Here is a 14,681-nt window from a genome sequence, read left to right as displayed (position 1 = left end):
ATGAGAAATTACACACTTACCGTTTTTGATCCATCTGGAAAAAAGCTCTTAGATGAAACAATTAATGCTGCAAATGATGAAGAAGCAAAGCAATTGGGAACAACCAAGCTAGAAGCGGAAGGCTACTTAGAACACACGCATCGATGTGTATCACCGGAAGCTAAGCTAGTTCTTTTTCATAGATGATATGAATACCTCCCCTTTTGCAGGAGTAATTCCTTCAAAAGACTGTAACAAACCATATGTAGATTACTTGCTTATCCGATAATTACAGAAGAAATGAATTCCATTGACCGGTTAACCAATCCTACCAAGCAAATGAAATAGACATAATTCCTACGAAGCAACTCGAGTCTTATTTAACGGAAATTACTGAAACCGTTCTCGTAGAAGCATACCTGTTTCAGGTTTTGAAATAGACAGAAAAATGGTTAACCGGCTTTAGATTTACTTATTTTCCTTGAAATACAGGTTCTCTTTTATCTAAAAAAGCCTGTACACCTTCTTGATGATCTTCTGTATTCTTTAAGCTCCACTGCGCTTGCTTTTCTTCTTCAATATAATATTTCAATTCATCCTTTTGCCTGGAATGGTAGATGCTTTTCGTCGCCAGCATAGCAGCTAGCGGGGTAGACAGTAGTTGATTCGCAAGCTTTATAGCATGCGTCAATACTCGTTCCTCCGTAACAATATCAACAAGCCCCATTTTTTTAGCCTTTACACCATCTACCTGTTTACGTCCCCAAATAAATTGTTTTGCTTGCTGTGTTCCGAGCCGTTCTTTTAGTAGAAAATGTCCTCCACCATCTGGAGCAAGCCCAATTCCAATAAATAGCATTCCTAGTTTTGCATCTTCTTGGGCAATCACAAAATCTGCTGTTAAAGCAATGCTTAATCCCAGTCCTGCAGCTGAACCGTGAATAGCTGAAATCACAATTTTGTTAAGCGTATATAGCTTTAAAGCTACCTTGCCTATGATATCCATTATTTCATTAAAGTTCTCTTTTGTAGCAGAATCTTTCATCATCGAAATATCTCCACCAGCACTAAAAGCATTTCCTTCTCCAGACAAAATGACAATTGCATCTTCACTTTGTTCTACTTTTTCAATCGTTTGTAATAATTCTTCCAGCATTTCTTTATTCATAGCATTATAACGGTCAGCACGATTAAAATGTATATATGATACACGGTCCTTGCTTTCATAAATGAGTGTATGGCCCATAATCCTCTCCCCTTCTTTTTTAAACTGTATATAAATTTCGAGATGAGTGAAACATTCTCCTGCCTATATAACAATAAGGTTAAAATGAAGATCTGCTATTATAGGTAAACTATTTATTCACTTCCGGTTAGGTTATACTTGCGTTTGATACAATGCAGTTATAATGGAGATTCATGAAAAAATTCAGCCATTAATAACCTTTATCTTTTGTTTCAGCCTACTCTATATCATAATCTGGTGTAACAAAAAAATTGAAATGGCTAATCATACTATTCATTATCCGTTCCCTAAAGCCAAAAAAACTTGGTTACAAACATACACGCTTTGCTGTGGGATAAGTTTTAATTAAAATTAATGATATATCTGTTTTAGGAGGAATTAAAATATGGATACTTCTTTATACGATGAAGTTCAGGAAGTTTATCAAGAATTAATAAAAGCTTGGAATAACCGCGACGCTTCAAGAATGGCTGAATCGTTCGCAGAACAGGGAGTTCAAATTGGATTTGATGGGAGCAAGGTAATTGGAAAAACAGAAATCATAGCACATGTAAAACCTATCTTTGAAAATCATCCAACTGCTCCTTTTGTAACTAAAATTAAAAATATACGTCCAATAGGAAACCATGCTGCTATTTTACATGCTATTGCAGGGATGATCCCACCAGGAGAAGAAGATATTGAACCCAATTTAAATGCCCACCAAACGATGGTCGTATCTAAAGTAAATAGTGATTGGCATATTGAGCTCTTTCAAAATACTCCGGCTCAGTTTCATGGGAGACCTGAATTAGTTGAACAAATGACTGAAGAATTAAACAAGGTAAAGAAGGACTAGAATTATTTACAGATCTACATACCCATATGCTAACCTTCGACTATCCAATAACAGCTTATGAAGCTTAACTATATTAAATAGTATAATAAAGACAAAAAAGCTTGTAGAAAATTTTAATAATTTGTCTACAAGCTGTTCTTCTTTTATCTATTCAGTTGCTTGGCTATTTTGTTCTTCCTGTGTACCATAAAGCTCTTCTAATGGTTTTGTAATAATACGGCTCACATCATTGATCACAACATTTAAGCGTTGCTCTTCTTCCATCAATTTAGAGATATCTCCATGCTGTTGTACAAGTTCTACAACTTGTCTAGCCTTAGTTACCTCTTCTTCTGTGATTTCTTGTCCTTGCATTTGTTTTTCTTGCAAAGCCATTTGTGTATCTCGGAAATTATCAAACATCTGTTTTGCAGATGGATCATTCATTACCGCATCATAGGCAGTTTTCAAGTTTTTAAATTCTTCACTCTCGCGAATCGCTTTTTCTAAATCATAAGCACTATCATAAATGTTAGGCACGATTTATCCTCCTTCGTATTTCTTACTCCCATTTACTATATCAAACGATGGGAATTGTGTATAGCGATTCGAGATTGTCATGTTTTTGAATATATTATTTTTTTCATTAACCAGAATTGCTATAATTAAAAAAAGAACTTTTAAAAAAGAGGTTTTGCAGATGCTACATCAACTAAAAAAAATATTTCCATCACTTATAGTAAACGATGATAAAATCAAGCTCCCACAGCAAATGTATAAATGGTATATCACAGATAATGGGATTAAAATAGGTATTTCAAAAAATGAATTAACAAATAGAGATACCGCATTATTGGAAACATTTATGACTCCATATCATGCGCAAATACCGGTGCCCTCTGATAAAGAGTTGCAGTGGAAAGAAGTCATTGACCAAACCTCTTCCATGACACATCAAACAGCTTCTTCCCCTTTTCGATTCGTTTATTTTTCGATGAACGAACAACAAATTGAACCAATTACCTTTAAAGAGTCAATTCAAGCCTTGTTCAATTATAAAATCCCTATATTATGGGAGAATGAACAGGAAGGAATACTTATTGAAGAGCAATCCTCCATTACGGGTGAAAATATCCCTTACGAACAAATCATAGATGTGATCATGAGCGATCTTTATGTGAATATTCATTTTTTTGTTGGACCTTATTTAAATCAATATCAAGAGGCAAAATCTCAATACTTAACGATGTTTCGGTATGCCCCGATAGCTTTAACCTATTCCGATAAGCCAGTAACGAATTATCAAGAGGCAATTCCTTACATTTTACTTGAGCAAGTGGGTTCTCCCTTTCGAAACGAATTAGCAAATACGATACTACAAGAATTCACAGCTGATACAGAACTATTACAAACCATTCAAATGTTTTTGAAATGCAATCTCAATGTTTCTGTTACTGCAAAGGAATTATATATGCATCGTAATAGTCTCCAATATCGCTTAGATAAGTTTATTGAAAAGACAGGAATTGATATTCGCCAATTTCATCAAGCTGTCACAGTCTATTTGGCACTTCTAGCAAATATGCACAAAGACTAATTGAATATTTGTGCATGTTTACCGTTTCGATCAACCCAATCTTTTTTTATACTATAATTAATCAAACGCTTACAAATTGGGGGAATAGAAAATGGCAGAATTACGTATGGAGCATATTCAAAAATCCTATGATAAAAAAACAACGGCGGTAGATGACTTTAACTTACATATCCAAGATAAAGAATTTATTGTTTTCGTTGGTCCTTCTGGATGTGGTAAGTCGACTACATTACGTATGATCGCTGGTCTTGAAGAGATCACTGATGGGGAATTGCATATCGATGACAAAAAAATGAATGATGTAGCTCCAAAGGACCGGGATATTGCAATGGTTTTCCAAAACTATGCCTTGTATCCACACATGAATGTATACGATAATATGGCATTCGGTTTGAAACTACGTAAATTTAAGAAGGATGAAATTGAACAACGTGTTAAAAATGCTGCTAATATTCTTGGCCTAGAGGCTTACTTGGACCGTAAACCTAAAGCGCTTTCAGGCGGACAACGTCAACGTGTAGCCCTTGGCCGTGCCATCGTTCGAGATGCAAAAGTATTCCTAATGGATGAACCATTATCAAACTTGGATGCAAAACTCCGTGTGCAGATGCGTGCAGAAATCCAAAAACTTCATCAACGCTTACAAACTACTACCATTTACGTTACGCATGATCAGACAGAAGCAATGACAATGGCCACACGACTTGTTGTAATGAAAGATGGGGTAATTCAACAAATTGGGGCACCAAAGGATGTATATGATAATCCAGACAATGTCTTTGTTGGAGGCTTTATTGGATCTCCATCAATGAACTTTTTTACTGGAAAGTTAAATGGAAGTAATTTTGAAATAGGAGAAAAGAAAATTGCTATTCCAGAAGGTAAACTGAAGACATTACGAGAACAAGGTTATGAAGATAAAGAAATTACATTAGGAATAAGACCAGAGGATATTCATGATGAGCCTATATTCATCGAGTCTTCACCAAATACCAAAATCACTGCAGCAATTGAAGTAGCTGATTTAATGGGAGCAGAAACGTTTCTCTATTCAAAAATAGACGAACAAGATTTTATTGCACGTATTGATTCTCGTACAGATATTAATGTTGGCGAGAACATCGATTTAGCATTTGATATGAATAAAGCCCACTTTTTTGATATTGAAACAGAACTTCGCATACGTTAAACAATGAGGGGAAAAGCTGATCAGCTTTTCCCCTTATCCATCATTATTAAGCTTTTGGACCTAGTTGTTGTTGTGCAGTTTGAACAAGTCTTTTAGTGATTTCTCCACCAACAGACCCGTTAGAACGAGAAGTTGAATCAGGACCTAAGTTAACACCAAATTCTTGAGCAATTTCGTATTTCATTTGATCAAGAGCTTGTTGTACTCCAGGTACGACTAATTGGTTTGAACTGTTGTTAGCCATAATTATCACCTCCTGTACTACTAGTGTGAGCAGATTACGAAAACTTATCATAAGTTTTAACTGGTAAATTGTAGATGTTAGCTAAAGGGATTGTTTTTATGGAGTGTTTGTTTATAAAAACAATTTTTCAAACTATCGGTGTTCAAACTTCGCTTATGTAAGACTCGAGGAACAAACGAAATCCAAGCGTAAATAAATAAACACCTCAAAAGTTAGCGTTACGTTCGCTAACTTTTGAGGTTCATTACAAACTGAGTTTATTTTGGATATGTCATCTCTTTTGGATTTACATATTGATCGAATTCTTCTTCTGTAAGTAAACCAAGTTTTACAGCTGTATCTTTTAGAGTAGCATTATCATTAAATGCAGTTTTAGCAATTTTAGCAGCATTTTCATATCCTATGTGTGGATTTAAAGCGGTTACTAGCATTAAGGAATCTTTTAAGTTTTTCTCAATTTGTTCTAAATTCGGTTCAATCCCTTGAGCACAACGTTCATCAAATGACAGAATACTATCGGATAGCAACTGACATGATTGTAAGAAATTGTAGGCAATCACAGGCTTAAACACATTTAGCTCAAAATTACCTTGACTCGATGCAAAACCGATGGTGGCATCATTTCCCATTACCTGAGAAGCGACCATCGTGACAGCTTCACTTTGTGTTGGATTTACTTTTCCAGGCATGATCGAGCTACCTGGTTCATTAGCTGGAACAGTTATTTCCCCAATTCCACATCGCGGCCCACTAGCAAGCCAACGTACATCATTTGCAATTTTCATCAAATCTGCTGCTAACCCTTTTAGAGCCCCATGAGCGTAAACCGATTCATCATGACTCGTTAAAGCATGAAATTTATTCGGGGCAGATACAAAGTTTTTACCTGTATGTTCATTAATAGCTGCACAAACGCGCTCTGAAAACTCCGGATGTGCATTTAATCCTGTACCGACAGCAGTTCCTCCAATTGCTAGTTCTTTGATATAATGAATACTTCCCTCAATCATCGTTTCTGATTTTTCTAACATACGATGCCATCCGCTAATCTCCTGTCCAAGCGTTAATGGAGTTGCATCTTGTAGATGGGTTCGACCAATCTTAACGATGTCATTGAATTTTTCCATCTTGACTTTTAACGTATCTTTAAGCGTACGTACGGCTGGGAGAACTGTATCTTCTAGTTTAAGAACAAATGCAATATGCATCGCTGTTGGATAGGTGTCATTTGAACTCTGTGATTTATTGACATCATCATTTGGGTGTAAGGTTAAGTCACTTCCTTGGTCACGTAACCAATGATTACCTACATATGCAATTACTTCATTTACATTCATATTAGACTGTGTTCCACTTCCAGTTTGCCAAACAACTAAAGGAAAGTGGTCTGTTATTTCATCATTTATAATTTGCTCCACTGCTGCATGAATAGCTTCTGCTTTTTTGGCTTCCAGTAACCCGAGTTCTTTATTTGCATGTGCAGCACTTTTTTTAAGTATCGCAAACGCTTTAATTATCTCTACTGGCATTGTTTCATTTCCAATTGGAAAGTTCTGTTTACTTCGTTGTGTTTGCGCTCCCCAATATTTGTCAGCAGGTACATGTATTTCTCCGATTGTATCTCGTTCTACACGATAATCCATTTAGATTCCTCCCTATGTCCATCTTTCTTTATCTATTGTATCAGAAATTTGTCAGAATAAAATAATGAAAGCAATTTCATGTTATTGCTTGTTGATTGACACAAAATTGTACGTGCTGCCCTATTCCTTTATTGATCAAATATCTTTTATAATATGTTAGAGAACCATGCACTTATGGAAGACACTTATATAAATAGCAGTTATAATAATGCAAAACAGAAGTCTTCTTATAGAAGCACAGAAGGGGGATTTCGTTATGCCTAATATTTGGACACATATTCTTTTTTGTGAAGAAATTGTTGATGAGATAACACAGACAAAAACAATTTCTAACCATGAGACAATCATGAAACTTGGTGCACAAGGGCCTGATCCCTTTTTCTATTATAAATTTTGGCCATGGTTAAAAGATGAGTCTGTTCAAAAAGTTGGCACTGCACTGCACACACGATACTGTGGAGATTTTTTAATCGATTTAATTAAAGCGGCTAGTACGTTGAATGGAAGCGTAAAAGCTTATGTTTTTGGATTCATCACCCACCATATATTAGACCGCAACACGCATCCTTATATCCATTATCGTGCAGGATATGAAGGCAGCAAACATCAAAAATTAGAAGTGTTTATAGATACATTGATGATGGAAAAATACCAAAACCTTAAGACATGGAAAACTCCTGTCTATAAAGAAATTGATGTTGGTATTTCGATTGATGAAGATATTCGTCATCTTCTTCATCGATTGGTTACAAAGTATTTTCCAGAATTCAATTTTAGTACCACACGATATATTCAAAAATCATACCGTGATATGAAATTTGCATTAAAGCTGTTAGCGGACCCATATGGATGGAAAAATGCACTTCTAAAATCAACCATTGCTTCCTACTCTCATCAACCGATTAGAGATGAGAAAGACTATCTTAATTTACACAATACAACCTGGTTTCATCCTGCGACGAACAAACCTTGTACACACAGTTTTCTTGACCTCTATCACCAAGCAAAGGTTGAAGCCATAGAAATATTAACAACTGTTAACGAGTATTGGAATTCAAGCAACGAATCGCTTTTGACAAAATTAACTGGACAGATTGGCAATATCTCTTATGATACCGGTAAATCACTTCACTTAGAATTAGAAAATAGATACAGTGAACCGATTGTATAACATAAACAGATGTTACTCACAACTAGGAAGTGCCTGAGGGGATAAACACGCTCTGAATAACTAGACCCCGAATCTCGACAAAGAGGTTCGGGGTCTTAACTATGTCTATTCTCTAATGTTATCGTTACATTTCAAGCGCTTTATTTATTTTGAGATAATATTAATTTTCTCATTCACCGCTGTTTGTCTTTGGGCATCCTCTATACCTTTGTCTATATCAACAAACTTTAATAATAAAATGCCTCCAACAAAAAATACGACTAACGAAATAATCCCTAACCTGCTTGATCCAGTCAACTGCCCGACAAATGCAAATAAAAATGGACCAAATATCGCTGCAAACTTTGAGGAAATTCCGTAGAATCCATAGAATTCAGCATGTTTATTTTCAGGAACCATCCTGCCGAATATAGAACGACTAAGTGATTGAGCCCCACCTTGGACCATTCCAACACATATTGCTAATAAGTAAAAATGAATGGCGGATGTCATAAAATACCCTAATATAACGATTCCTATATAAATATATAAGGAGAGACTTAGAGCTTTCTTTGCACTTATTTTTGTTGCCAGCCATCCAAAGAAAAAGGTACAAGGAATACCAACAAATTGAGTAATCAGCAATGCTGCAATTAAACTATTCCCGTCAATTCCTATATCTCTTCCATAGATGGTTGCCATCTTAATTATTGTTGAAATGCCATCATTATACATCCAAAAAGCAAGTAGGAAAATTAATAATTGCTTATAGTGCTTTAAATCTTTTATAGTTGAAGCAACGCGTGAAAAACCAATTGCCGCATACGACCTTTCACGATTCACTCGCTGCTTTTTCTCCTCCTTGATATTTCGAAAAAGCGGTAGTGAGAACAAAAACCACCATAGACCAACTGTTGCAAATGAAACCTGACTAGCTATGGTTGCATTAGCTAAGCCGAACCATTCATATTTTAAAATCATTAAAATATTTATAGCTAATAATAAGCCGCCGCCAATATATCCCCAGGCAAATCCTGCTGAGGAAACTTTATCAATTTCTTCTTCTTTGGCAATCTCTGGTAAGAATGCATCATAAAATACATTACCACCAGAAAAGCCTATCGTACCTATAATTAATAATAATGAAGCAAATAGATAGTCCCCTTCTCCAACAAAGGCTAATAAAATGCTTGCTAACATCCCCATGTAAGCGAAAAACCGTAGAAATTTTTTCTTTGCTGCCGAATAATCACTAATGGCACCTAATATTGGTGCAAGTATTGCTACGATTAACACTGCAATCGATTGAGAATACCCCCAAAAGCTGGCAGCTAAATTTTCATCGACGCCAACTGCAGCGACATCATAGTAAAAGACAGGAAGTACAGCCGCCATGATCGTTGTAGCAAAAGCAGAATTACCAAAATCGTACAGTACCCAGCTTCTCGTTATCTTCCTCATAAAATCCCCCCCTGTTTATCTTAAGAATATCAAATTAAGGTACAATCAAGAACTACTTTACAAAAAGTTTAAAAACAGGTGTACTGATTTATCATAAGCGTACCGTTATGTAAAAAGTCCTATCCATACACTAAAAAAAGCACCTTACCAGATAGGCAAGGCACTATATCTGTTAATGCTTATTCCCAAATAAAGTGTCTATAATGCTCACTTAATTTCAAAAAGCTATCCTCGTTACCTTCATCAATGGAACGATTTATTCGTTCCTCCAAAAATGCTTTATTATAATTAAAGCATAATTCATCTAAAAGCAGCCGGGAGGAAAACCTTAGCTCAAACGGAATTTCTCGTTTAGCTTTAATTCCTTTTCCACTATACCGATAAAACTGATAAACTGTCTTCTGCTTTTTCATGGAACACTTCCCCCTTGTTCCTTTTTACTATTATCTTAAATTTTTAGAATAATTGCAATAGGTAAAAGCAAGAAAAGTTAAATTCTTTTTAAGTAATTTTTACCTAACGAAACATCCTTACCTCCACTCAATACATATTGCTCAACGCTTTATTGTTTCTCTAGACTTACCATAGCACGCTTTGGTAGACTGTTTAAGTACAAATAAGGCTGTTAGATGGAGGCCCTTTACATGATGAATTACTCAGATAACTTAAAAAAAGGTGAAAAAGGTGCATGGATAAGTATTTTCGCTTATATTAGCTTAGCTATTGGAAAATTAACCATAGCATCGTCTGGAAACTCAGACGCCTTACGAGCAGACGGTTTAAATAATACAACTGATGTCATTGCATCAATTGCTGTTCTAATCGGATTAAAGATTTCTCGGAAACCACCCGATGAAGATCATCACTACGGACATTTCCGGGCAGAAACAATTGCCTCCTTATTTGCAGCTTTTATTATGATGTTTGTAGGTATTCAAGTTATAATTGAAACATGCAAGACAGTCCTAAGCGGAAGCTATGCTCAACCTAATATGATAACTGCATGGACAGCGTTAATCGCAGCTATCGTTATGTTTGCTGTCTATTTCTATAATTTACGACTTTCCAAAAAAATACAAAGCAGCTCCCTTTATGCAGCTGCCCAAGATAATCGATCCGATGCGCTGGTTAGTATCGGAGCATTTATTGGTATTATTGGTGCTCAATTTGGTATTTATTGGCTCGATCCACTGGCTGGACTAATTGTGGGGCTAATCATTTGCAAAACAGCGTGGGGCATCTTTAAAGATTCTACACATACGTTGACGGATGGTTTTGACGAAAAACAAATCGAAAAAATAAGTAAAACTATCGAAAAAGACCCTGACGTAAGAAAGCTTGTAGAAATTAAGGGAAGAATACATGGAAACCAAGCATTCATCGATATTACGATCCTAGTAGATCCTAATCTCAATGTAGAAGAAAGCCACGCAATTACAGAACGTCTCGAAAATTATCTATATAAGAAACATAGTATTTCAAGGGCGCATATTCACATTGAACCCTATGTAACAAAAAACTAACGCATGAGTAGTCTAAACTCATGCGTTTGGCATTTCATTAAGTCAATAAAAACACAGTTGTAATTGCTGCAGCAACAACCAATATAACATTAACACCGATATATGCCAGGATAATTGCAACAACTCCACCGATAACCCCTATTAATGGTTGCTCTGGCTTAACGGACATAATTCCTGGAAAAATAAGAGCGCCTAGCGCTGCATAAGGAATGGCATTCAACCAACGATTCACCCAATCTCTAAATTGTAATTTATCTACTATAAAGGCAGGAACCATTCGTGGTAGCATGGTCACCATTGCCATACCGATAATAATTAGCAAAATCATCAGCGCTCCTCCTTCCATAAGAATATCCCGCTCATCCCGCCAATTATCGTTCCAAACACAATGGACCATCCAGTGCCTAAGCCTAATTGCAGACATAATCCATTAATTAACATAGCTAAAATTGCAATCACGGCTACCCGTTTATCTTTTTTCACAGAAGGAACTAGTAAACCAATAAACATGGCATAAAGGGCAATCCCCATACTTTGACTCAATTTTTCAGGAATGACTTCCCCTAAAATACCACCAGCAAAAGATCCAAATACCCATGATAAATAGGCAGTTAAAATGATGGTTGTATAGAATAATGCCCCTTTATCCTTATTCGCCTCTTCCGGATGAAGAGAAGTGACAGCAAAGGTTTCATCCGTTAACCCCATAGACATAGGAAGTTTCCATCTTATATCCATCCCCCTTAATCGATTCATAAAAGAAAGGCTCATTACAAAATGCCTGAAATTAAGTACAAAGGTTGCAATAATTATTTCTACTGCACCCGCACCGACCGCTATCATATTTGCTCCCATAAATTGACTTGCTCCAGCAAATACAAGCACACTCATTAATGTTAACTCTGTAATTGACATTCCGGCTTGTTTAGCCAATACACCGTACGTTAAGGCTATTGGTAAATACCCAACCATAATAGGGAAGCCTTTTGCGAATCCTTTTTGAATGATATCAATGGTTCCGTTTGTTCTTCCGTCTGCAGCTTTTATGTTCAAGACCTTCCCTCCCTTATATAATTCCTGTAATTATATCCTATATTATCAATTTTAAAAAGATTCAATTCCCCATTTTTCATGTTGACAAATTGGAATTTCCCAGTTATATTCAATATTAATCTTTAAAATAATATAGTGAAGACCTTAGAATGCATAGTAAATAGCTTCTGAGCAGTAACGAGAGACAGAGTGCTTGGTGAAAACTCTGGCAGGAAAACTATTGAATTACACATTCTTTGTAATAGGTCATAAGATAACGAGAGGCTGGTAATATTTTTCCAGCAATCAGGGTGGTAACGCGGAGAAAGCTTCGTCCCTATAGGGGCGAAGCTTTTTTTATTTTAGTTCCTTTTACATTGTTTGCAGAATAAGTCACTTATCTATTCTGAAGCATTCCATTGTTGTTAAATCGCTCAATGAGAATACCGGAGTTAAAAAGCCAACCATTTTTTAGAAATCGTTCTCTATTTATATCTAATACATGAAGGAGGAAAATCGATGTTTCCAATTCAACCTAAACACCGTCCGTCATTATCAGAATCCATTATCTTTTTCGTTGTCATTATAGCTCTTATAAGCTATTTTATTATTAAATTGGGAACCAATCCTCATATTCCAATTTTACTTGGTATTTTCATACTAATGGCATATGGGATAATCAAAAAAATATCTTTTCAAGACCTTCAGAATGGATTAATTGAAGGTGCGCGAACAGGCATGGGTGCAGTATTCTTATTCTTTCTTATTGGTATCTTAATCAGCAGCTGGATGATAAGTGGAACGATACCTGCTTTAATTAATCTTGGTTTTTCTTTTATCGGTGGTACTTGGTTTTATGCGATTGTATTCGCCATCACTTCTATCATTGGTGTATCAATGGGAAGTTCTTTAACTACAACGGCGACAATAGGTGTTGCTTTTATTGGTATGGGGAGTGCATTAGATGCCTCTATAGCTATTACTGCAGGAGCAATTGTCTCCGGGGCATTCTTCGGTGACAAAATGTCCCCATTATCGGATACAACTAACCTCGCTTCTACAGTTGTCGGTGTTGATCTGTTTGATCACATTAAGCATATCAGTTTGACAACAATACCGGCGTTTATTATTTCGTTTATACTTTTTGCCCTTCTGTCACCAAATGAAACGGTGGGGATGCAGAATGGGGAAGCTTATCAACAAGCTTTAGCAGAAACGGGCCTCATCCATTGGACTTCCTGGCTACCACTTATGGTCTTAATTATATGTACGTACTTTCGAATACCAGCGTTTATATCGATTGCAATAAGTAGTTTATTTGCTACGATTTTCGCAGCTTTTACAAGTGGACTAGCCTTAAGTGAAATATGGGGAATTTGGTTTAATGGCTATTCAGCATCTACAAATTTCGAGCCTGTTAATGAACTATTAACAAAAGGCGGAATTAACAGTATGCTTTTTACAATTTCACTTGTTATTCTAGCCTTAGGCTTTGGCGGCCTATTATTTGTTACAGGGATTATCCCAAGTCTTTTAACTGCATTACAGGAGAAATTAAGAAATATTCGATCTATTATTGTTTCCACAGCAGCCACAGCAATAGGTGTAAATGTATTGATTGGGGAACAATACCTTTCTATCATGCTTACTGGTGAAACATTTAAAACAGTTTATGCAAAGTCAAAATTGCCTAAAAAAGTATTATCTCGTACGCTTGAAGATGCAGGAACGGTTATCAATCCACTCGTTCCCTGGAGCGTATGTGGTGTATTTATCGCAGATGTTCTAGGTGTTCCAGTTTTAACTTATTTACCGTTTGCCTTCTTCTGTCTATTAAGTCCAATAATTACGATGATCTTCAGTGGTAAATCATTTGAAACAAAATCAAAAAAAATATAAAAAAAAGGCAGTTTGGAGTAAAAGATGCTCTCCGAACTGCCTTTTCCTATCCTACAAAATTATTTATCCTGATCTGTAAGTAGTAATGGCCCTTCTTTCGTAATAACAATGGTATGTTCGTATTGTGCAGAACGCCCTTCGTCAATTGTTCTAGCCGTCCAATTATTACGATCCATTTGACTGTGCCAAGATCCTTCATTAATCATTGGTTCAATGGTTATCACCATTCCCTCTTTGAGACGTAAGCCTTTATTAGGCAGTCCAAAATGGGGAATATGTGGATCTTCATGAAGTGTCGGTCCGATTCCATGACCAGTAAAATCACGTACTACTGAAAAACCTTCTCCTTCAGCATATTGTTGAATGGCATGCCCAATATCTCCTAGGCGGTTTCCCGCTTGCGCCTGTTCCACACCTTTATCAAGTGCGGTTTTGGTTACCTTCATTAATCGAAGACCTTTTTCATCTACATTCCCAACCGCGTACGTCCAGGCTGAGTCTGCTAAACCACCATCTAAATTAACAACCATATCGATAGTAACAATATCTCCATCTTCTAACTTTTCTTCTCGAGGGAAACCATGGCAGATTTCATCATTAATTGATGCACAAATTGCATAAGGATATCCATTATAACCTTTCTGCTCAGGTGTTGCCCCATGTTCTTTTAAAAAGTTCTCCGTAAACTCGTTTATCTCCATTGTAGTAATACCAGGTTTAATTATTTTGGCAATTTCTTTATGACAGTTAACAAGAATATCTCCTGCTGCCTGCATTTTTTCAATCTCTCGTTTACTTTTTCTCGTTATCATCTAATACTTCCTCTCTTCATACAAAATCTCCAATATATATATGTTAGAATAGCTTTAACGTACATGAAAGAAACAATACCCAACATAAA

16 protein-coding genes are annotated in these 14,681 nt (G+C 36.1%); 7 read left to right on the top strand and 9 right to left on the bottom strand.

The genetic code is table 11. The features are described 5' to 3' along the window. Entirely contained in the window at positions 1 to 186 is a 186-nt protein-coding gene (locus M948_RS39845) for a YhzD family protein (protein ID WP_021292194.1), read from the top strand. 265 nt (positions 187 to 451) lie between these two features. Here the strand turns inward: M948_RS39845 and M948_RS39840 are convergent, their stop codons facing one another. Next, positions 452 to 1,225: an enoyl-CoA hydratase gene (locus M948_RS39840; RefSeq protein WP_021292193.1), complete on the bottom strand. Its 774-nt coding sequence runs from the start codon at positions 1,223 to 1,225 to the stop codon at positions 452 to 454. Between the two features lie 385 nt (positions 1,226 to 1,610). Between M948_RS39840 and M948_RS39835 the strand changes: the two genes are divergently transcribed. Continuing rightward, positions 1,611 to 2,063, top strand: coding sequence for an SgcJ/EcaC family oxidoreductase (locus M948_RS39835; protein WP_021292192.1), 453 nt, complete (start codon positions 1,611 to 1,613; stop codon positions 2,061 to 2,063). A 147-nt stretch (positions 2,064 to 2,210) separates the two neighbouring features. Here M948_RS39835 and M948_RS39830 read toward each other — a convergent pair whose 3' ends face one another. Then, complete coding sequence (locus M948_RS39830) at positions 2,211 to 2,582, bottom strand: YlbF family regulator (RefSeq protein WP_021292191.1); 372 nt, start codon at positions 2,580 to 2,582, stop codon at positions 2,211 to 2,213. A gap of 160 nt (positions 2,583 to 2,742) precedes the next feature. On the opposite strand from M948_RS39830, the gene M948_RS39825 reads away from it, so the two are divergent. Together M948_RS39825 and M948_RS39820 are read left to right on the top strand one after the other, a co-directional pair. Further along, positions 2,743 to 3,639, top strand: a complete 897-nt coding sequence (locus M948_RS39825) for a PucR family transcriptional regulator (protein WP_021292190.1) — start codon at positions 2,743 to 2,745, stop codon at positions 3,637 to 3,639. A gap of 91 nt (positions 3,640 to 3,730) precedes the next feature. Beyond that, on the top strand, positions 3,731 to 4,828 hold the full coding sequence (locus M948_RS39820) for an ABC transporter ATP-binding protein (protein ID WP_021292189.1): 1,098 nt from the start codon (positions 3,731 to 3,733) through the stop codon (positions 4,826 to 4,828). Between the two features lie 46 nt (positions 4,829 to 4,874). Here M948_RS39820 and M948_RS39815 read toward each other — a convergent pair whose 3' ends face one another. Beyond that, positions 4,875 to 5,072, bottom strand: coding sequence for an alpha/beta-type small acid-soluble spore protein (locus M948_RS39815; RefSeq protein WP_021292188.1), 198 nt, complete (start codon positions 5,070 to 5,072; stop codon positions 4,875 to 4,877). 257 nt (positions 5,073 to 5,329) lie between these two features. Then, positions 5,330 to 6,715 (bottom strand): class II fumarate hydratase, encoded by a 1,386-nt coding sequence (gene fumC / locus M948_RS39810; protein ID WP_021292187.1) that lies wholly within the window; start codon positions 6,713 to 6,715, stop codon positions 5,330 to 5,332. 256 nt (positions 6,716 to 6,971) lie between these two features. On the opposite strand from fumC, the gene M948_RS39805 reads away from it, so the two are divergent. Continuing rightward, positions 6,972 to 7,886, top strand: a complete 915-nt coding sequence (locus M948_RS39805) for a zinc dependent phospholipase C family protein (protein ID WP_021292186.1) — start codon at positions 6,972 to 6,974, stop codon at positions 7,884 to 7,886. Between the two features lie 144 nt (positions 7,887 to 8,030). On the opposite strand, the gene M948_RS39800 is transcribed toward M948_RS39805, so the two are convergent. After that, positions 8,031 to 9,326 carry an MFS transporter gene (locus tag M948_RS39800; RefSeq protein WP_021292185.1) on the bottom strand — a complete coding sequence of 432 codons (1,296 nt, stop codon included), beginning with the start codon at positions 9,324 to 9,326 and terminating at the stop codon, positions 8,031 to 8,033. 179 nt (positions 9,327 to 9,505) lie between these two features. Next, the gene (locus M948_RS39795; protein ID WP_021292184.1) at positions 9,506 to 9,739 is read right to left on the bottom strand and encodes an IDEAL domain-containing protein; all 234 of its coding nucleotides are present in this window, start codon (positions 9,737 to 9,739) and stop codon (positions 9,506 to 9,508) included. A 234-nt stretch (positions 9,740 to 9,973) separates the two neighbouring features. On the opposite strand from M948_RS39795, the gene M948_RS39790 reads away from it, so the two are divergent. Next, positions 9,974 to 10,849, top strand: a complete 876-nt coding sequence (locus M948_RS39790; RefSeq protein ID WP_031335764.1) for a cation diffusion facilitator family transporter — start codon at positions 9,974 to 9,976, stop codon at positions 10,847 to 10,849. A gap of 37 nt (positions 10,850 to 10,886) precedes the next feature. Here the strand turns inward: M948_RS39790 and M948_RS39785 are convergent, their stop codons facing one another. Continuing rightward, positions 10,887 to 11,177 carry an AzlD domain-containing protein gene (locus tag M948_RS39785; RefSeq protein WP_021292182.1) on the bottom strand — a complete coding sequence of 97 codons (291 nt, stop codon included), beginning with the start codon at positions 11,175 to 11,177 and terminating at the stop codon, positions 10,887 to 10,889. Beyond that, positions 11,177 to 11,896, bottom strand: a complete 720-nt coding sequence (locus M948_RS39780; RefSeq protein WP_031335763.1) for an AzlC family ABC transporter permease — start codon at positions 11,894 to 11,896, stop codon at positions 11,177 to 11,179. Before M948_RS39780 ends, M948_RS39785 begins: the two co-directional genes overlap by 1 nt. Positions 11,897 to 12,400: 504 nt before the next feature. Between M948_RS39780 and nhaC the strand changes: the two genes are divergently transcribed. Beyond that, positions 12,401 to 13,780 (top strand): Na+/H+ antiporter NhaC, encoded by a 1,380-nt coding sequence (gene nhaC, locus M948_RS39775; protein WP_021292180.1) that lies wholly within the window; start codon positions 12,401 to 12,403, stop codon positions 13,778 to 13,780. Between the two features lie 59 nt (positions 13,781 to 13,839). On the opposite strand, the gene map is transcribed toward nhaC, so the two are convergent. Continuing rightward, positions 13,840 to 14,592, bottom strand: coding sequence for a type I methionyl aminopeptidase (gene map, locus M948_RS39770; protein ID WP_021292179.1), 753 nt, complete (start codon positions 14,590 to 14,592; stop codon positions 13,840 to 13,842). Positions 14,593 to 14,681 lie beyond the last annotated feature (89 nt).

Origin of the sequence: Virgibacillus sp. CM-4, assembly GCF_000445495.1 — a bacterium.
GTDB classification, from domain to species: domain Bacteria; phylum Bacillota; class Bacilli; order Bacillales; family Amphibacillaceae; genus Virgibacillus; species Virgibacillus salexigens.
This window is presented reverse-complemented; position numbering and strand designations above follow the sequence as displayed.